This window comes from Pauljensenia sp. UMB3104, assembly GCF_030217285.1.
GTDB lineage: Bacteria > Actinomycetota > Actinomycetes > Actinomycetales > Actinomycetaceae > Pauljensenia.
In genome coordinates this window covers 1-267 of record NZ_JASONN010000337.1, presented here as the reverse complement: position 1 = coordinate 267, position 267 = coordinate 1, and the positions used below count along the sequence as shown (strand labels likewise).

Annotated in this window: 1 protein-coding gene; it reads right to left on the bottom strand. The window is 53.6% G+C overall.

Translation table 11 applies throughout. The features are described from left to right. Positions 1-267 (bottom strand): ribosome hibernation-promoting factor, HPF/YfiA family (hpf, locus tag QP415_RS11940; protein WP_285100223.1); only part of this gene is annotated, 267 nt, incomplete at both ends.

The following is a 267-nucleotide window of genomic DNA, read 5'->3' as shown; positions in this document are numbered from 1 at the left end:
GCTCGTACAGCTTCCCTGCCGCAATATCTACGGCAGCGTAGCGGTCAGACGAGGATGCCTCCGCCCTAATAACCGGCCCCTTGCCGTGAACGGTAAGTTCAATACGCTCGGCAGTGTCTGCCTGACGCGGATTACGTTCGTGGTTTAGTTCAACGTTCACGCGCTGGGCGCGGGGATAGAACTGGGTTACTTTCGATACCTTCTCTTCTACGTATTCGCGGAAGTTAGGGTGAATCTCGGCATTTCTAGCATTGACGATAATATCCA